16 protein-coding genes are annotated in these 17,731 nt (G+C 66.8%); 3 read left to right on the top strand and 13 right to left on the bottom strand.

Annotation, left to right across the window (positions count from 1 at the left end; all coding sequences use genetic code 11):
* Positions 1–141: 141 nt before the first annotated feature.
* The 3 genes from FA743_RS11285 to FA743_RS11275 all read right to left on the bottom strand — a co-directional run bounded on the left by FA743_RS11285 (position 142) and on the right by FA743_RS11275 (position 3,747).
* Positions 142–744 carry a response regulator transcription factor gene (locus FA743_RS11285; RefSeq protein ID WP_136886215.1) on the bottom strand — a complete coding sequence of 201 codons (603 nt, stop codon included), beginning with the start codon at positions 742–744 and terminating at the stop codon, positions 142–144.
* 61 nt (positions 745–805) lie between these two features.
* A complete protein-coding gene (locus FA743_RS11280) occupies positions 806–3,232 on the bottom strand; it encodes a hybrid sensor histidine kinase/response regulator (protein ID WP_169308858.1) in 2,427 nt (808 codons plus the stop codon).
* A 38-nt stretch (positions 3,233–3,270) separates the two neighbouring features.
* Positions 3,271–3,747, bottom strand: a complete 477-nt coding sequence (locus tag FA743_RS11275) for a putative pterin-binding protein (protein WP_246054932.1) — start codon at positions 3,745–3,747, stop codon at positions 3,271–3,273.
* A 257-nt stretch (positions 3,748–4,004) separates the two neighbouring features.
* On the opposite strand from FA743_RS11275, the gene FA743_RS11270 reads away from it, so the two are divergent.
* Together FA743_RS11270 and FA743_RS11265 are read left to right on the top strand one after the other, a co-directional pair.
* On the top strand, positions 4,005–4,793 hold the full coding sequence (locus tag FA743_RS11270; RefSeq protein WP_136886212.1) for a nucleotide sugar dehydrogenase: 789 nt from the start codon (positions 4,005–4,007) through the stop codon (positions 4,791–4,793).
* Positions 4,794–4,923: 130 nt separating this feature from the next.
* On the top strand, positions 4,924–5,568 hold the full coding sequence (locus FA743_RS11265) for a helix-turn-helix domain-containing protein (protein WP_136886211.1): 645 nt from the start codon (positions 4,924–4,926) through the stop codon (positions 5,566–5,568).
* A gap of 59 nt (positions 5,569–5,627) precedes the next feature.
* Here FA743_RS11265 and FA743_RS11260 read toward each other — a convergent pair whose 3' ends face one another.
* The 7 genes from FA743_RS11260 to FA743_RS11230 all read right to left on the bottom strand — a co-directional run bounded on the left by FA743_RS11260 (position 5,628) and on the right by FA743_RS11230 (position 14,094).
* Complete coding sequence (locus FA743_RS11260; RefSeq protein ID WP_136886210.1) at positions 5,628–7,019, bottom strand: ammonium transporter; 1,392 nt, start codon at positions 7,017–7,019, stop codon at positions 5,628–5,630.
* A gap of 241 nt (positions 7,020–7,260) precedes the next feature.
* Positions 7,261–8,145, bottom strand: a complete 885-nt coding sequence (gene purU, locus FA743_RS11255) for a formyltetrahydrofolate deformylase (RefSeq protein ID WP_136886209.1) — start codon at positions 8,143–8,145, stop codon at positions 7,261–7,263.
* A 63-nt stretch (positions 8,146–8,208) separates the two neighbouring features.
* Positions 8,209–9,093: a bifunctional methylenetetrahydrofolate dehydrogenase/methenyltetrahydrofolate cyclohydrolase FolD gene (gene folD / locus FA743_RS11250; protein WP_136886208.1), complete on the bottom strand. Its 885-nt coding sequence runs from the start codon at positions 9,091–9,093 to the stop codon at positions 8,209–8,211.
* Positions 9,090–9,638 carry a sarcosine oxidase subunit gamma gene (locus tag FA743_RS11245; RefSeq protein WP_136886207.1) on the bottom strand — a complete coding sequence of 183 codons (549 nt, stop codon included), beginning with the start codon at positions 9,636–9,638 and terminating at the stop codon, positions 9,090–9,092. Before FA743_RS11245 ends, folD begins: the two co-directional genes overlap by 4 nt.
* Positions 9,631–12,555 (bottom strand): sarcosine oxidase subunit alpha family protein, encoded by a 2,925-nt coding sequence (locus tag FA743_RS11240; protein WP_136886206.1) that lies wholly within the window; start codon positions 12,553–12,555, stop codon positions 9,631–9,633. The genes FA743_RS11245 and FA743_RS11240 overlap by 8 nt, the downstream gene beginning before the upstream one ends.
* Positions 12,552–12,833, bottom strand: coding sequence for a sarcosine oxidase subunit delta (locus FA743_RS11235; RefSeq protein ID WP_136886205.1), 282 nt, complete (start codon positions 12,831–12,833; stop codon positions 12,552–12,554). Before FA743_RS11235 ends, FA743_RS11240 begins: the two co-directional genes overlap by 4 nt.
* A gap of 10 nt (positions 12,834–12,843) precedes the next feature.
* Complete coding sequence (locus FA743_RS11230) at positions 12,844–14,094, bottom strand: sarcosine oxidase subunit beta family protein (RefSeq protein ID WP_136886204.1); 1,251 nt, start codon at positions 14,092–14,094, stop codon at positions 12,844–12,846.
* A 137-nt stretch (positions 14,095–14,231) separates the two neighbouring features.
* Between FA743_RS11230 and FA743_RS11225 the strand changes: the two genes are divergently transcribed.
* Positions 14,232–15,230, top strand: coding sequence for a GlxA family transcriptional regulator (locus FA743_RS11225; RefSeq protein ID WP_136886203.1), 999 nt, complete (start codon positions 14,232–14,234; stop codon positions 15,228–15,230).
* Here the strand turns inward: FA743_RS11225 and FA743_RS11220 are convergent.
* Genes FA743_RS11220 through FA743_RS11210 form a run of 3 tightly spaced genes read right to left on the bottom strand, consistent with a single transcriptional unit; the run spans position 15,173 to position 17,731 of the window.
* On the bottom strand, positions 15,173–16,216 hold the full coding sequence (locus tag FA743_RS11220; protein WP_136886202.1) for a heme-dependent oxidative N-demethylase family protein: 1,044 nt from the start codon (positions 16,214–16,216) through the stop codon (positions 15,173–15,175). The genes FA743_RS11225 and FA743_RS11220 overlap by 58 nt on opposite strands.
* A gap of 10 nt (positions 16,217–16,226) precedes the next feature.
* Positions 16,227–17,153, bottom strand: coding sequence for a PDR/VanB family oxidoreductase (locus FA743_RS11215; protein ID WP_136886293.1), 927 nt, complete (start codon positions 17,151–17,153; stop codon positions 16,227–16,229).
* A complete protein-coding gene (locus FA743_RS11210) occupies positions 17,153–17,731 on the bottom strand; it encodes a dimethylamine monooxygenase subunit DmmA family protein (RefSeq protein WP_136886201.1) in 579 nt (192 codons plus the stop codon). The genes FA743_RS11215 and FA743_RS11210 overlap by 1 nt, the downstream gene beginning before the upstream one ends.

Below are 17,731 nucleotides of genomic sequence, written 5' to 3'. Positions count from 1 at the left end.
CAGCTAGGGAAGGTTAGCCGAAAACTCCAGTTTCAAACGGTCAAGTTCTCAGGGGGCAGAGCAACCATCGCAAACGCGATCCTCAAAACCAGCAAGACATGGCGACCTCTGGCCGGCTGATAGACACAATTGCTACCCTCCCTAACCTAGATCTTCCCCCGCCAGCAGAACTGCCTGCGTGCGGTTTTTTGCACCCAGCTTTCGACACAGGGTCTTGACGTGCAGCTTGATCGTCACCTCCTGCAGATCCAGATCGCGGGCGATTTCCTTGTTCGACTTGCCTTGGCGCAAACCCGTCAGCACATCCGCCTCGCGCTTGGTCAGCTTGCTTGCCGAAGGCGCGGTGTTTTCCATCATCAGGTCGCAAGGTGCAAACACGCTGCCGGTCCGGATAAAGGCGATTGCCGCCGCAAGGCCGCGCGCACTGAAGGTTTTGGGAAGAAAGCCCGCTGCGCCGGCCGAAAGCGCCTGCTTTGCAAGCGTTGCAGAGACAGACCCCGTCAGCATCGCCACAGGGACATGCGGAAAGGCGGTGCGCATCCTGACCAGCCCCTCGAGCCCATTCATGCCCGGCATGTCGTAGTCCAGCAGCACAAGGTCGAACTTGTCAGGCTCGGCTTCCAGTGTCGTCAAAGCCCCGCCGAGGGTTTCCACCTCGCTGATCTCGTAAGCCCCGTCGATCCGCAGCAGACTTGCCAGCGCCTCGCGCACGAGGGCGTGGTCGTCTGCAAGCAATATGTTCATGTGCTCGGCCCTCACGTCGAATTTGTTGCTTCAGGTTACGCGCGTTTGTTTAAGGGCATGTTCAGGCGGCAGAATATTGCGATGCGGTCTGCAGACCCTTCACAAGGGTGCCGACCTCCTGAAGAAGCTGTGACAGGTCTGCAGCAGCAGCGTCCTGGCGCAGTGCGACCTCGAGTTGACTGAGCGTGCCGTGCAGCGTGCTGTAGCCTCCGAGTGCGGCGGTTCCTGCGACACGATGCACGCGTGCGGCAAGGTCGGCCTGATGAAGGTCCAGGTCGAGCAGTTCGATCTGCAACTCCTCGTCGATCCGCCGCAGGATCTGCGAGGGAAGTGGCGGACGCTGCGCCGCATCCTGACGCGGCGCCCCGGTCATCGCCTCGAGAAGGTCCGACAGATCGCGCAGCTGCAGCGGCTTGACAAGAACATGCTCCATTCCGGCGGCGCGAAAGCCTGCGATATCTTCGGGAAGGGCATGGGCCGTCACCGCGACGATCCGGGTCTGTCGGTTCGCACCTGCGGTTCTGATGCGCCGTGCAGCACCGACACCGTTCAGCCGCGGCATGCTGATATCCATCAGGATCAGGTCCATCGGCAGCGTTTCGGCGATCTCGCAGGCGGCCAGCCCATCGGGGGCTTCGACCACGTCGCAGTCGAGATGGCGCAGCATGTCCGACACCACGAACCGGTTGATCTCGTTGTCATCCACGACAAGCACCCGAAGCCGGTACGCGGATGGCACCCCCTTGACGGGGGCGACGGGCCGCTCGAGCGGATCGGCCAGAGGCAGGCAGAAGTTGACCGAGAAGATCGTCCCTTCGCCCAGCACACTCTCGACATCGACCTGCCCGTTCAGCGTTCCGACGAGGGTCCGGACGATGGACAGGCCCAGCCCAGTCCCTTCGGCGCGGTCGAACGTCGTGTCGAGTGTGATGAAATCATCGAAGATCCGGTCCAGATCATCCGGCGCGATGCCGATGCCGGTATCCGATACCCTCAGCTCGATCTCTTCGGCGCCGGCGCTTCGGTCCAGCTCGATGCGGATGACGCCGTCCCGCGTGAACTTGATCGCGTTGCCGACGAGGTTGATCAAGATCTGTTCGATCTGCAGCGGGCTGCCGATCAGAAGCTCGTCGTGATCACCGATGACGGCGACCTCAAGCTGGTTGCCACGCTGTTCGGCATGCGCTTTCAGCCCTTCCACCGTGCTCTGAACCAGCGCAGCCAGGTCAAGCGTCTCGGTAAGGCTGCTGCCGCCAGCGCGCGACGCGTCCAGAACGTCGTTGACGTGGCGCAGAAGCATTCTTCCCGACTTCTCCATCGCGTTCAGATAGCGGTGCTGCCGCATGTCCAGCTCTGTGAGCTTCAACAGATCGAGTGTGCCCAGCAGTCCGTTCAGGGGCGTGCGCATCTCATGGCTCATGACGGCGATCAGGCGCGACTTGGCGGTTTCGCCCGAGACCGCGCGATCGCGCGCCTCGATCAACTCTGCCTCTTCCTGCGCGCGCTGCGAGACGTCACGGACATAGGCCACCAGCAGGCGGCCCTGGCTGTCGCTGGCGATCGACCAGGACATCTCGACCGGAATGATGCGTCCCGACTTGTGCTGCGCGGTGGCCGTCACCGCCGCGGAAGCGGACGCATCGCCGCGCGGCCGTCCAAGCTGCACCTCAGCCAGCAGGGCACGCACCGCCTCGCGCTGCGGGAATGGCATCAACAGCTCGACGAGATCGGCATCGATGGCCTCTTCGGGTTCATAGCCGAAGAGACGTTCGGCGGCCTTGTTGTAGCCGCGGACACGCCCGTCGGGGCGCGCGAACAGGATTGCATCGGTCGAGGCATCGAACAGGGACCGCATCTGCTCGCCGGCGGCTGAAATCTGCGCGGTCTGGACGCCCGCTGCCCGGAACATCACGAACAGGACAGCGGTCGTCGCAATGAGTATGAAAATCAGCGGAACGAGAAGGAGCGACAGCTGGAACAACGTGCGCACGACGGCCTGACGCTGTTCGTCCGACTGCTTCGCGAATTGTCTGACCCCTGCCAGCGAGATCTGACGGACCAACGGCAGCGCTGCCTCCAGCTCATGCGACAGGGCGTCTCGCGCGGCCGACAGATGCGCCGAACTGCCATCGATCACCGGGACGACCGCGTCGAGCCTCGCCTGCAGATCCTCCAATGCATCATGAACAGAGGATTGATTGCGCAGCGCGGCAAAGGTCCGGCCCGTCCGCAGCGTGTGGACGCGCGAGTAGAGGATGTCGAACCGCTTTCGGATATCGGCCAGCTGCGTGTCGGTGGTTTCGCTGTCGCGGAACGCCAAGACAGCCCGCTCGGCGGCCATCGCCTCGACCTCCAGCTGCGCGAGGAACCACTGCGTGCTGTCCGAGTTCGCGATGGCCAGCCTGTCGATCTGCAGGTGGATGTCGCGATGATGATTCCAGACCACAACCGAGAGCACGGCCACTGCCAGCGCGAACAGCGCCGGCAACAGGCTTGAAACCAGTCCGCAACCCCGGCAAGCGCGTGTCATTCGACTGCGCTGAGCCTATCAAGCTGCCAGATGCTGCGGGAAAAGTTCACTTCGGTGCTCAGGCTTGGCTCGGCATCGAACGGATACATGACCCAGAGCGGCCCCTTGTCCCGCCGCGACATTTCCTTGCTGTCCATTCGATAGGCGACGATCGGCCAGCTGTCGGTGACGTCGGATACGGGGATCTCGATGGCATAGTCATTGATCGCCGTCGCCAGGACCGTTCCCGCAGCGATTTCGTTGGCATCCAGAATGGCCCGGAGCGGCACGCCCTCGAAGGCGGCTGCCCTGTCTGTCCAGATCGTCGAGGTGGTGAACCCTGCCTGGGGCAGCGCCTCGAGATCTGGAAGCGTGTAGGTTCTGATACCCTCGGCGCTCGTGACCGTCAGAAGCGGCGCCTGTGGTTCCGCGAAGCCAACTGCACTCAGCGCTGCGGTGATGACGAAGGCTGCGGCCGGGATCTGCTTGAACAAGGCCATTCTCCTGTTGATGATGACGGCAAGAGGCCGTTCCAAGCCTCGTCTGCCACAGGTCAGGCTGAAACAATCGCACAAACTACTTAAAACTGTCCTGCACCCACCCGGGCTTCGCCTGGCTATGCTTTCGGATAGGGCTGGCTGGAAACGTATAGGTCCGATGCACCTTTTGCGCCCGCCTGGTGACCTTCCGAAACCCGGACTCTCACGGCCGCTTGTGGCATGACCGGGACACAAAGCAGGAGAGTGAATAAATGTTGCGTCATGTCATCAAAGCCAATCCTCAGCCGGCGCAGGGCGCACCGGCAGGAACGACCGTCTCCCTCATCGGGATTGACGAGCACACCATTGCCAGCATTGCCCAATTGCTGCGCGGGGGGTTCCGCGTCATCTGCGCCGATGCCAATCCAACCATGGTGGACACATTGGGTGACATGGTCCGCAGCGGTGCGGCAGGCCAGGCTGCCTGGCGGGCCCATCTGGATGACAACATGCTGTGCCTGACCGATGATCCGTTCGCCGCCGTCCTGGAAAGCACCATCACCCTGATCTGTCAGGGCGCCAGCGAAAGCTTCACAGGAGAGGCCGACGATTACGTTCTGTCGGTCCTTGGCCGCACCATCGGCACGGCTCTTGCGCACAAGGCCGACTACCACGTCGTTGTTCAGCAAGCGTCCGTCCTGCCCGGAACGACGCGCAACGTGTTGATATCGGCAATCGAGGCGGCGTCGGGGCTTCAGGCCGGCGCAGGCTTCGGGACCTGCCATCTGTCCGACCGGCTGGCGCATCTGACCTCGGACACCACGCTTTTGTTTGCAGGCGTTACGGATCTGGCGACGGCCGACACGATCGAGGATCTCCTTCAGCGTTCCGGCAGGCGCGCCTCGACGACGCTGATCGAGGTCTCGGAAATGAGAAGCTGGGCCGCGTGCGATGTCGCCGGGATCAGCGGCAACCTTCTGCGGTCTGAAAAAGCCGATCATCAGCGTGATCCTCGCCACCCGGTCGCCACGCCCCAAGATCGGGTCAGCCTGACGGCCTGACCGGCTCCCTGAAGTCTGCCGAAGTCGGCGCTTCGAACGCAAAACAGCCACTACCCGGTCCCGCCGGATTGGCCCATTGCGAACCCCGGGCACAGGGCGCAAAATAACTTTCCTGAGAGGAAAGAGCGCCATGAACCAGACCGCCAAACCGCTGACCCAGAATCCCCATGCCCTGCGCGAGACGCCCGAACGCAACCTCGAGGTGGCCATCGGACGCGCGGTGCGCGACCTGCGCAAGCGGCAGCGTCTGACGGGGGCGGATCTGTCGGCGCAGACGGGGATCTCGGTCGGCATGCTGTCCAAGATCGAGAACGGCGTGATCTCGCCCTCGCTGGCGACGATCCAGGCGCTGGCCAATGCGCTGCGGGTGCCGCTGGTCCAGCTGTTCGCGGGCTATGCCGAGCCGCGTGGCGCCATGCATGTGAAATCCGGCGACGGGGTCGAGATCGAGCGCGCCGGTACCCGCGCCGGGCATCAGTATCACCTGCTGGGCCATATCGGGTCGAACGCTTCCGGGGTTGTGGTCGAGCCCTACATGATCGTCCTGACCACCGAAAGCGACCGCTTTCCCACCTTCCAGCACGAGGGGATCGAGATGCTGTACATGCTGGAGGGCAGGCTTGGCTATCGCCATGGCGAACAGATCTATCACCTCGAACCCGGCGACACGCTGCTGTTTGATGCCGATGCGCCGCATGGCCCGGTCGATCTGATCGATCTGCCGGCGCGCTATCTGTCGATCATCACCTATCCGCAAAGCCGCCAGCCCAGCTGACGGCAAAAAAGGGCCGGGCATACGATGCCCGGCCCCAATCTCGTGACGGCTTCGCGACCCTAATGGGCCTGCTTGGCCACCAATCCGCTTGCCATGACGGGCGGTGCCCCGGACGCGTGCGGCGCCACCGGCGTGCCGCCATAGGACGCATCGTCAAGGCGGTAACCGGCCTCGCCATGTTCGGCGGTATCCAGCCCCTCGGTCTCGGTCTCGTCATCGACGCGCAGGCCGACCAGCGCCCCGGCGATCTTCAGCGCCACGAAGGTCGTGACCAGCGACATCAGGATCGAGAAACCCATGATCAGCACCTGAGGCACCATCTGCGTCATCATCGTCCGGCCCTCGGGAAAGCCCGTTCCACCAAGCGAGGGGGCTGCGAAGATCACCGTCAGGATGCCTCCCGCAAAGGCCGCGACGCCGTGGATGCCGAAGACGTCGAAGCTGTCGTCATAGCCGAAGCGGCGCTTGACCACCTCGACGAAGAACACGCAGACCGGCGCGGTGACGAATCCGATCACGATGGCCGCCGCCGGGCTGACGAAGCCGCAGGCCGGGGTGATCGCCACCAGACCGGAGATGACGCCCGACAACAGGCCGAAGGTGCTGGGCTTCTTGCGATGCGTCCATTCGACGGCCATCCAGCCAAGCGCCCCGCCCGCGCCGCCCAGCAGCGTGTTCAGCATGATCATCATGCCGAAGCCGTTCGCCGCCAGCGCGCAGCCGCCGCAGAAGGCCAGCCAGCCCACCCACAGCATCGCGCCGCCGGTATAGGTCATCGTCATGTTGTGGGGCGCCATCATTTGGCTGCCATAGCCCTTGCGCGGGCCCAGCACCAAGGCGCAGACCAGCGCCGCGACGCCCGCGTTCAGGTGCACCACGTTGCCGCCCGCGAAATCCAGCACGCCGACGCCGAAGACCCAGCCTCCGCCCCAGGCCATGTGCGCCATGGGGATGTAGTTGATGGTCAGCCAGACGCCCATGAAGATCAGCACGGCCGAGAACTTCATCCGCTCGGCGCAGGCGCCCAGGATGATGGGCGGCGTGATGGCCGCGAACATCATCATGAACATGATGTACAGGTATTCGGGGATCGTGCCGACCATGCTGTCCTGCGTCACGCCCGCCAGAAACAGCTTGGATGTCCCGCCGATGATCGTGTTCAGGGGCGAGCCCTCGGCGAAGGTCAGCGAATAGCCGAAGGCGATCCACAGCACGCAGATCAGCGCGATCGAGGCCAGGATCTGGCTGAGGACCGACAGCACGTTCTTGCTGCGCGCCATGCCTGCATAGAACAGGCCCAGCCCGGGCATCATCATCAGCATCACGATCATGGCGCAGACCGCCACGAAGGCGGTGTCGCCGGCATTCAGCGCAGGGGCAGCATCCTGTGCAGAGGCAAGGGTCGGACAGGCGGCAAGCAGCACCGTCCGGCAGGCGATCTTGAAGGTCATGACATCACCTCATGTCGGGGAATCGTCCGAAGGATGGCGCAGAGCCGCGAAACGACGGTCACCTAAATTTCTCGGCAGTGAATATTTCTGTGGCTTGGGATGGGTTTGCCGGAATTTTCGCCAGACGGGGGCGGTGAACTTTCATTCGGTTTGCAGTTCTGAAACGCCGTCGGGCCGGGACGGGCCGTTCCCGGCTCGCGTGGCCTGCATCACCGGGCCCGGCCGCAACCGCCATCGGATGTCAGCCCATCCGTTCCGAGGCATAGCTGCCGGGCGAGGCGGGGAAGACGACCGTCCGGTTGCCGTTCAGAAAGACCCGGCGATGGATATGCGCATGGATCGCTCGGGCCAGCACCTGGCTTTCCACGTCGCGGCCAAGGCTGACGTAATCCTCGGGCGATTGGGCATGGGTGACGCGGATCGTGTCCTGTTCGATGATCGGCCCCTCGTCCAGATCGGCGGTGACATAGTGGCTGGTCGCGCCGATCAGCTTGACCCCGCGCTGATAGGCCTGCCTGTAGGGGTTGGCCCCCTTGAAGCTGGGCAGGAAGCTGTGATGGATGTTGATGATCCGCCCGGACATCTGCCGGCACATCGCATCCGACAGCACCTGCATGTAGCGCGCCAGCACGATCAGCTCGGCCCCCGTCTCGGTCACCACGGCCATGATCCGGGCCTCAGCCTCGGGCTTGTTCACTTTGGTGACCTTGATGCAGTGGAACGGGATGTCGTGGTTCACGACGACCTTCTGATAGTCCATGTGGTTCGAGACGACCGCGACGATGTCGATGGGCAACGCCCCGATGCGCCATCGATACAAAAGGTCGTTCAGGCAATGGCCGAAGCGGCTGACCATGATCACGACCTTCATCCGCACGGCCTCGTCATGGAAGGCATAGTCCATGTCGAATTCTGCCGCCGCCGGTTGCAGGCTTTGGTGCAGCTGGTCCAGATCGGTGCCGGTTTCGGGCACCACGCTGACGCGCATGAAGAAGCGGCCCGTCTCGGTGTCGTCGAACTGGCTGGAATCGGTGATGTTGCAGCCCTGTTCCGCAAGGCTGGTCGAGATGGCGGCGACGATCCCGCGCCGCGAGGGGCAGGTGACGGTCAGGCAATATGTGCGCATCGGAATCTCCGCTGTCGGATGGGAATGTCGGGGGTGTTCGGAAGGGTGCGGCCTGCGGGCGCGTCAGGGGGTCGGCGCGGGTTCGGGCAGGCCATGGGCGCGGCAGCAGGCGGTCAGGGTGTTGGCCAGCAGGCAGGCGATGGTCATCGGCCCGACCCCGCCCGGCACCGGCGTGATGGCACCCGCGACCCGGGCTGCGGCGTCGAAATCGACATCGCCGACAAGGCGGGTGCGGTCCCCCTCGGTGATGCGGTTGATGCCGACGTCGATCACGGTGGCGCCCGGCTTGATCCAGTCGCCTTGGATCATCCTGGGCCGGCCCACCGCCGCCACCAGAATGTCAGCCTGCCGGCACAGGGCGGGCAGGTCGCGGCTGCGGCTGTGGGCGATGGTCACGGTGCAGTTCTGCGCCAGCAGAAGCTGCGCCATCGGCTTGCCGACGATATTGCTGCGCCCGACCACCACGGCATGCAGACCGGACAGATCGCCCAAGCGGTCCTGCAGCAGCATCAGGCATCCCAGGGGCGTGCAGGGCACCATCGCCGGCTGCCCCGTGCCCAGCAGGCCCACGTTCAGAACGTGGAACCCGTCCACATCCTTGGCCGGATCGATGGCGCCGAGAACGGCCCCCGCATCCAGGTGCGGCGGCAGGGGCAGCTGCACCAGAATGCCGTGGATGGCCGGATCGGCGTTCAGCCGTCCGATCAGCGCCAGCAGATCCGGCTGCGCGGTCGCGGCGGACAGGCGGTGTTCAAAGCTGGCCATCCCGGCCTCTTGCGTCTGGACACCCTTGTTGCGGACATAGACATGGCTGGCGGGATCGTCGCCCACCAGCACCACGGCCAGCCCCGGCACGATGCCGCGGGTGGCCAGGTCCACCACCTGCGCGGCGATGCGGGCGCGCAGCAGGCCGGCCTGCGCCCTGCCGTCGATGATGTGCCCGCTCATGCCACACGTGCCTGTCGGGTGGCGGCAAGGTCCAGCCCGTGCCAGATCGTCTGTGCGGCCGAGCGTGGCCCGAGGATCGCCAGCTGGTCCCCTGCGGGGCGGACGACGAAGACGCTCAGATGGTGGACCCCGGTGCGGGTGGCGGTGCCGGGGCCGCAGCGGCGGGGGTCCAGATTGACCAGCCGCTCCAGCAGCGCCTCCAGCGCGGGGGGGGCGCCGGTGATCCGGATGCAGACGAAGCCGTCGGTCTGTTCGGTGACGGCGCAGCCCGGCGCGCGCAGGGCCAGATCGGCCGCGACATCGCGATCTGCGCCGCCGGGATATTCGACCATCCACTGGCCGGGGCCGGTCCAGAAGACCGCGACATCGCCGGTCGCGGCCCATTCGCCGGGTCCGGGCAGCGTCAGGTCGGGCGCGGGCGCATCCCGGCGCAGCGCCAGCGAGGCCAGCCCCAGCCCGGCATCCTCGGTCAGGGTCAGGGCGCCGATCCGGTGGGTCCGGGGGGTGGGCTCGCCAAATGCGCAGGTGGGGGTCAGGTCAGTCACGAAGGCGTCCTCCGTCGGGGTCGATGAAATGGGGCGAGGTGACGCGCAGGGCCGTCTGCTGGCCCTGCAGCGGATTGGCGGCGATGATCACCTCGCCCATGCGGGCGGCGCCATCCTCCAGAAAGCCCAGTCCGATGGCCGATCCCAGATGCGGGGAATGGCAGGCCGAGGTGATCCAGCCCTGATCGTGATCCGTGTCCTGCACCGCGCCTTCGGCGAACAGATGCGACCCCGCGACGACCGAGTGAGCGGGATCCACCGGCACCAGACCGACCAGAACGCGGCGGTCGGCGACCATCCCCGCGCGCCGCGACATCACCGCGCCGATGCTGTCCTTCTTCGGGTTGACCATGCGGCCCAGGCCCAGCATCTGCGCGGTGGTCTGGCCGTTCAGCTCGTTGCCCGCCGCATGGCCCTTTTCGATGCGTAGGACGCCAAGCGCCTCGGTCCCGTAGGGCGTGGCGCCCAGATCGGCGCCCGCCTCGACCAGCCGCGCCATCAGCGCTGCCCCATGGCGGGCGGGCACGGCGATCTCATAGGCCAGCTCGCCCGAGAAGCTGATGCGGAACAGCCGCGCCCGCAGCCCGCCGCAGACCGTCAGGGACGCACAGGCCATGAAGGGGAAACCCGCGTTCGACAGATCGACCCCGTCCACGATGCGGCTCATCAGATCCCGCGCCCGCGGGCCGGCCACCGCCAGCTGCGCCCAGGCATCGGTGGTCGAGATCAGCTGCACGTCCAGATCCGGCCACAGGCACTGGCGGCAGAATTCCATGTGGCGATAGATGGTGCCTGCATTCGCGGTGGTGGTGGTGACGACATACTGCGTCTCGGCCAGCCGGGCGCAGGTGCCGTCGTCCCAGACAAACCCGTCCTCGCGCAGCATCAGCCCATAGCGGACCATGCCGACCTTTAGCGAGGCCATGGCATTGGCATAGACCCGGTCCAGGAACGCGCCCGCATCCGCGCCCTGCACGTCGATCTTGCCAAGCGTCGTCACGTCGCAGACGCCCACGCCCGCGCGGACGGCCAGAACCTCGCGGTCCACGCTGTCGCGCCATGTCGCCTCGCCGGGGCGGGGGAAATACTGCGCGCGCATCCATGGCCCGACCTCGGTGAAGGCGGCGCCCTGCGCCTCGGCCCAGGAATGGGTCGGGGTCAGGCGGCGGGGGCGGAACTGAGGTCCCGTGTCGCCGCCGCCCAGCACCGACAGCGCGACGGGGGTATAGGGCGGGCGAAAGACCGTGGTGCCGGTGGCGGCGATGGGCTGTCCGGTCAGTTCGGACATGACGGCGATGGCGGTGACATTGGCGGTCTTGCCCTGATCGGTCGCCATGCCAAGCGTGGTCCAGCGTTTCAGATGCTCGACCGGGCGCATGTTTTCCTGATGGGCCAGCGCGATGTCCTTGACGGTGACGTCGTTCTGGAAATCGACCCAGGCCCGGCCCTTGCCCGGCACATGCCACAGGGGGGTGGCGTCCGGGGCCTGATCCTCGGCCACGGGCAGAGCGGGCAGCTGCGCCGCGATCCCCAGATCGGCCAGCGCCGCCACCGCCGCCCGCGCGCCCGAGGCCAGGGCCTGCGCCGTGCTGCCCTGTCCCGCCGCAGCCCCCGCGACGGTCAGCCCCACCGGCCCGCCCGGACCGGCGAGGAAGGTCTGCGCAGCCTCGTCCCAGACCGGGCGCCCCCGATGATGCGACGCGATCTGGATATTGGGGTTCCAGCCCCCCGCCACGCCAAGCGCGCCGCAGTCGACCCATTCGTGGCGACCCGCTGCCGTCACCTGAACGGACCGCAGCCCAAGGCGCCCGCGCGAGCCGGTGACATGGCCGTGGAGGGTGCGATACTCGGTCTTCGGCACATCGGGCCGGGCGTCGATGACGGCGGCGATCCCGACGCCCTTGGCGGCCAGATCGCGGGCGGTGCGATGGCCCTCCTCGCTGTTGGTGAAGATCGCCACATGGGCTGCAGGCGTGACTGCCCACCGGTTGGCATAGGCCCGCAGCGCCCCCGACAGCATGATGCCGGGGCGATCGTTGTCGGCGAAGGGAATATGCCGTTCCGTCGCCCCCGAGGCCAGAATGGTGCGCTTCGCGGTGATCCGCCACAAGGTCTGGCGAACGCGTCCCCCCGGATCGGCCAGATGATCCGAGACGCGCTCCACCGCGCCATGGACACCGTGATCGAAGGTCCCCCAGATGGTGGTGCGGCGCATCACGCGCAGGTTGGGCAGGCTGGCGAATTCGGCCTCCAGCGCCGCGATCCAGTCGGGGACGGGCATCTCCAGCGGGTCGCGTTCTGCCAGCAGGCGCCCTCCAAGGCGGAAATCCTCATCCGCCAGGATGACGCGTGCGCCCGACCGCGCGGCGGTCAGTGCGGCGGCCAGACCCGCCGCCCCGCCGCCGATCACCAGCAGGTCGGCATGCAGAAAGCCCGTGTCATAGGCATCGGGATCGGGCAGCTGCGACAGGCGCCCCAGACCGGCGGCACGGCGGATCACCGGCTCGTAGAGCTTTTCCCAGAAGGCACGCGGCCACATGAAGGTCTTGTAGTAGAACCCCGCCGCAAGGACCGGCGCCACCAGATCGTTCACCGCCATCAGATCGAAGGCCAGCGTGCCCACGCGGTTCTGGCTGGTGGCGTGAAGCCCGTCGAACAGTTCCGCCACGGTGGCGCGGGTGTTGGGTTCCTGCCGCGCGCCCCGACGCAGCTGGACCAGCGCGTTGGGCTCCTCGGACCCCGCCGAGAAGACCCCGCGCGGGCGGTGATACTTGAAGCTGCGGCCCATCAGCCGCACATCGTTGGCCAGCAGGGCCGAGGCCAGCGTGTCGCCCGGATGGCCCTGATAGGTCCGCCCGTCGAAGGTGAAGGATAGCGCAGCGCTGCGGTCGATCAGGCCGCCGGTCAGACGGCTCATGCGGCACCGCCGGTCTTGACGTCGCGGGCCAGTTCGGCGCCCAGGATCTCGTGCGTCAGGGTGTTGCGGGTGACGACCAGCCAGCTGCGGTCGCCCTGTTCGTGAAACCACAGCTCTCGATGCAGCCCTGCCGGGTTGTCGCGCAGGTGGACATAGTCGTGGAACCGTGCTGCCGCATCGGGCGCCATGCCGTCGGGGCGGTCCAGCAGCGCGGCATCGCCCAGATACGTGAATTCCGAGGCATCACGCAGGCCCAGAAGGGGGTGGGGGATCAGCATGTCATGGCCCTCAATGCAGATTGGGCGTGGCGCCCATGCCTTTTTCGTCGATGGGACGGCCGCGCTCGAACCGGTCCAGACGCATCGCGCGGGCGGTCGGGTGCGGGGTGTCGGTGGCCAGCAGATGCGCGAAGGCATAGCCGCTGGCGGGCGTCGCCTTGAACCCGCCATAGCACCAGCCCGCGTTCAGATAGAGGCCCCGGACCGGCGTGCGGTCGATGATCGGGCTGCCGTCCATCGACATGTCCATGATGCCGCCCCAGACCCGCAGCAGCCGCGCCCGCCCGATCATCGGCATCAGGGCCATGCCGCCCTGCGCCACATCCTCGATCACGCCCAGGTTGCCGCGTTGGGCATAGGAGTTGTAGCCGTCGATATCGCCGCCGAAGACCAGCCCGCCCTTGTCGGACTGGCTGACATAGAAATGCCCGGCGCCGAAGGTGATCACGCCGTCGATCACCGGCTTCAGCCCCTCGGTCACGAAGGCCTGCAGGACATGGCTTTCGATCGGCAGGCGCATCCCGGCCTGCGCCATCACCCGGCTGGTCGATCCCGCGACCGCCACGCCGACCTTGCCCGCCGCGATGTATCCGCGCGAGGTCTCGACCCCGCGCAGGGTGCCGCCATCGATGCGAAAGCCGGTGACCTCGCAGTTCTGGATCAGGTCCACCCCCGCCAGATCGGCGCCGCGCGCATAGCCCCAGGCCACCCCGTCATGGCGCGCGGTCCCGGCACGGCGCTGCAGCAGCCCGCCCTTGATCGGAAAGCGGGCATTGTCGTAATTCAGCCACGGATACATGCGGCGGACCTGCGCCTGGTCCAGCAGCTCCGCATCGGCGCCCGACAGCATCACCGCATTGCCCCGCCGGCGATAGGCGTCGCGCTGGCCGTCGGAATGGATCAGGTTCAGGATGCCGCGCTGGCTGATCATGGCGTTGAAGTTCAACTCCTGCTCCAGCCCCTCCCACAGCTTCATCGAGAATTCGTAGAACGGCTGGTTGCCCGGCAGCCCGTAGTTCGATCGGATGATCGTCGTGTTGCGCCCGATATTTCCGGATCCCAGCCAGCTTTTCTCCAGCACTGCGATGCGGGCCTGGCGGAAGGTCCGCGCCAGGTAATAGGCGGTGGCCAGTCCGTGCCCGCCGCCGCCGACGATGATGTAATCATAGGCGGGCTGCGGATCGGGATTGCGCCAGATCGGTTGCCAGCCCTTGTGGCCGGTCAGCGCCTCCCTGAGGACCTTGAAGCCTGAATATCGCACCCGCCGCCCGCCTTGATTCCCATGCCTTCAGGTCAAGTTAGAGGATCCCGGGCGGGGATGTTTGCCTGTGGCGGACAGATGCTTGTGCGGTACGGACATGATGCTAAGGATAGTCCCGACAGAAGGAACGTTTCCGCATGGCCCTGACGATCGGCTTCGTGCTGGTGCCCGATTATTCGCTGATGTCGCTGGCGGCGGCGGTCGAGCCGTTGCGGGCGGCCAATTTTCTGGCAGGACGGGCGCTCTACCGGATGGAGTATCTGACGCCTGGCGGGGGGTTCGCGGCCTCGACCTCGGGCGGGGGGTTCGACAGCCGGCCCTTGGCGCAGGCGGGGCCCTTGGATCTGGCGCTGGTCGTGGCGGGGGGCAATCCGCTGCACTATCACGACGCGGGTCTGGCGCGGGGCTTGCGGGCGCTGGCGGCGCGGCGGATGGCGCTTGGCGGGATCTCGGGCGGGGCGGCGATCCTGGCGCAGTTGGGACTGATGGCGGGGCGGCGCTTCACGCTGCACTGGGCGCATGTCGACGCGCTGGCCGAGCTGATGCCCGACCTGCTGATCGAGCGCGCGCTCTACGTCATCGACCGCGACCGGCAGACCTGTGCGGGGGGGATCGCCGCGCTGGACATGATGTGCGCGATCATCGCCCGCGATCACGGCGCGGATTTCGCGCGACAGGTGGCCGACTGGTTCATCCACACCCGCCCGCGTCTGGCCGACGAGCCGCAGCTGTCGCCCTTGCCCGAACGTCTGTCCCTGCGCGATCCGCGCCTGTCGCGCGCGGTCGAACTGATGTTCGCCCATCTGGCCGATCCGCTGCCGCCCACCCGGATCGCCGCGCAGGTGGGCTGCAGCCCCCGCCAGCTGCAGCGCCTGTTCCGGTCCGAGCTGGGGCGGACCCCCGGCGATCATTACCGAGAGATGCGCCTGACCAAGGCGGACGAGCTGGTCGTGCAAAGCGGGTTGTCGATGCTGGACATCGCGCAGATCACCGGCTTTGCGGGGGCGGCGCATTTCTCGCGCCTCTATGCGGCGCGGTTCGGCCTGCCCCCGGCGCGGCGGCGGCAGGCCCTGCGCTCTCAGTCGGGAAAGATCCCGGGCGAGGTCGGCGCCCCGTCGTCGAACCGCGACAGATAGTCCACGATCAACGGACGGTTGACCGCAAAGCCCTTGTAGGTCGCCAGATCCTCGGGCAGGTCGCGCAGCACCCGGTGCAGGCGGCGGCCCCATTTGGGAACCGTCACCAGATCCTCCAGCGCGCAGAGATAGCAGCGGATCGGAAAGGCCAGCCCGTTCGATCGCGGCAACCGCCAGAAGCTTTGCAGCTCGACCCGCAGGAATTGGCGTTGCCCCACATTTTCGGGGGTCAGGCTGCGCTTTTCCGGGCCCCATTCGGGATAGGTCTCGGGGCTGGTGTCCAGCCGCGGGTTCACCGTCATCGTCCAGTTCAGCCGCCGCGAGGGGGCGCCCTGCTGCACGTTCAGCAGGAATTTCAGCGCCCGCTGAAAGATGCCCATCTGGGCGGCGCGGGGCACCGGGGCGTGCCATTCGAAGAAATTCATGCCGATGTCGAAATCCAGGCTCCAGTCCGCCTGACTGGTGATCATGCCGGCATCCATCCAAAGATTGCCCTGCCGCTGGTCCAGCAGCGCGAAGTCGCCCTGCGTCTGGCGGGTGATGTACTCCATCGGCCCGCAGGGCAGGGTCGCGTCGTCCAGGAAGGTGAAGCGGTCGTCGATCCCCATGGGCCGGTTGATCCAGCGCCAGCACGCGCCGTCGCGCTGTAGGGCGAAGAGGTCGGGATAATCCTCGGCCTTGGCCGTCATGATCAGCTCCAGCAGATCCCAGCCCGCCAGCCGCATATGGGGCAGCGACTGGCAGCGCATCGGGTCGCGCTGCAGCGTGATCGCGCGGTCCGCCATTTCCGACAGGTAATGTTCGTCCACGTCGAAGCGGCGCTGGAACACGCTGTCTTCGGGACCGGCGGCGCGATGGGGCTCCATGTTGACGGAATACATGTAGCTGTCGCGGTCGAAGGGGAAGGGAAAGCGGCGGATCGCGGCGTCCGAATTCGCAAAGCTGTAATCGTCGCGGAACCGGGATTGGCTGAAGCTGAGGGTCACGGGCGGCCTCCTATCGGTCGAGGGTCAGCAGCGTGCCGCGAAACCGCGAGACGCAGGGCATGATGCGGTCCGCACGCTCATCGGGTGCCAGGAAGTGGTCGCGGTGGTCCACCGTGCCGTCGCAGGCCAGCACCCGCGTCTCGCACTGCCCGCAGGCGCCGCCGCGACACAGCCAGGGGGCGTCGATGCCCTCGCGTTCCAGCGCCTCCAGCAGGCTTTCCTGCGCGCCGACATGGACATGGCGGTCGCTTGTGGCGCAATGCACCTGGAACGGCGCGCCGGGGGCGGGGGCCAGGAATTCCTCGGCATGCAGGGTCTCGGGGGGCCAGCCCAGACCTTGGGCCGTGTCCAGCACAGCGGCGATCATCCGGGCCGAGCCGCAGACATAGAGATGCGTGCCAAGCGGCTGGCCGGACAGGACCTTCGGCACATCCATCCGTGTCCCCTCGTCGCCCAGATGCAGATGGGCGCGCGCCGGCAGGGCCATGTCGGGCAGATCGGCCCGGCTGCGCCAGGCCAGATGCAGATCCCAGGCCGCATCGCCCCGCACCAGCTCGTGCAGATGCGCCAGAAACGGGGTGATGCCGATCCCGCCCGCGATCATCAGATGCTTGCGCGCCGTCCGGTCCAGCGCGAAGAGGTTCACCGGCGCGCCCACGTCCAGGATCATCCCCGGCTGCGCCTGCCGGTGCATCCAGAGGGACCCGCCCCGGCCCGCATCCTCGCGCTGCACGGCGATCTCGTAGCCGCTGCGGTCCTGCGGGTCCGAGATCAGTGAATAGGCGTTGCGGCGCAGAACCGGGCCGTCCTGCATCTGGACCATGACATGCGCGCCGCCGGAAAAGACCGGCAGGGGGGCGCCCTCCGGATGTTCCAGCCGAAAGCGGGTCACGCGGGGCGACAGGGGCTGCTTCAGGACCAGTTTCAGCGGCTGCATCATGGCGCGATCTCCGTGGGTTCCGGGACAAGGCCGGGCGTCTCGGCGTCGATGCAGACGCCTTGGAAGGCCCCCAAGCGGCGCGAGAAATGGTCGCGCACATAAAGCCACCGCCCGCAGCCGGGGCAGCGATAGGGATCGATGACGACATCCGGGGCGATCGTCTTGCAATGCACGCATTGCATGCGCCGCGCCGGGCCGCCGCATTGCTGCATCTGGATCGCGCCCGGCGCCATGCCCTGCGCCAGCAGCAGCGCCTGAGCCTGCCCGATCAGCCCCTGCGATCCGGCCAGATAGGCCTGCAGGCCCATCCGGGCGCCCTGCAGCGCCCCGGCGATGGCCGCCTCCAGCGCCTCTGTCCCCGGGACCGGCGTGACGGCGGGCAGATCGGGCGGGACATCCGCCGCCACCAGCAGGATGCGCGCCGTGGCCCTCAGATCGGGGGCCTGCGCCAGCAGCTGCGCCAGCGCCACGGCCCCCCCCGCATCGGCAATCATCAGGGCCGCGTGCCCGGGCCGGGGCTGCAGGGGGGCATAGGTCGGATGGCTGGGGATGCGGTTGGCCGGGGCGGGGGTCAT

This window comes from Paracoccus gahaiensis, from assembly GCF_005048225.1.
GTDB classification, from domain to species: Bacteria; Pseudomonadota; Alphaproteobacteria; order Rhodobacterales; family Rhodobacteraceae; genus Paracoccus; species Paracoccus gahaiensis.
This window is presented reverse-complemented; position numbering and strand designations above follow the sequence as displayed.